General features: G+C 69.7%; 1 protein-coding gene. It reads right to left on the minus strand.

The genetic code is table 11. The features are described 5' to 3' along the window. Nucleotides 1-201 precede the first annotated feature (201 nt). Nucleotides 202-422 (minus strand): alpha/beta hydrolase (locus tag C1I93_RS31010; RefSeq protein WP_146603632.1); only part of this gene is annotated, 221 nt, incomplete at its 5' end.

Consider the following 422-nt stretch of genomic DNA (forward strand, 5'->3'; position numbering starts at 1 on the left):
TGGCAGGTCCCCGGGGGGTGCGGGTCGGGGGAGTGCCCGCGGTCAGTCATGTACAACGCCGCCCGCCTGCCCACCATTCCGCCGGCCCCGCACCCACGCCCCGGACATATACGACATAAATCCCAGGTGGTGTGAATCTTGGTCGCAAACTGCCCCTATGGGGGCGTTTTCGCACCAAGATCCGGTGTGGTGGGGTTTCGCTCAGCGGGCGGGGCAGCGGGTGCCTTCGGCGGGGACGGTGAGGTCGATCAGGTACGCGTTGACGGCTTGGGTGATGCAGGGGGTCTGCGGATAGGCGGTGTGGCCCTCGCCCTCCCAGGTGAGCACCTTGCCGACGCCGAGCATCTCGGCCAGCGCCGGGGTCTGCTCGTAGGGTGTGGCCGGGTCGCCGGTGGTGCCGACGACCAGGATGGGCGGGGCGC

The organism is Micromonospora endophytica (genome assembly GCF_003236305.1).
Taxonomy (GTDB): Bacteria; Actinomycetota; Actinomycetes; order Mycobacteriales; family Micromonosporaceae; genus Micromonospora; species Micromonospora endophytica.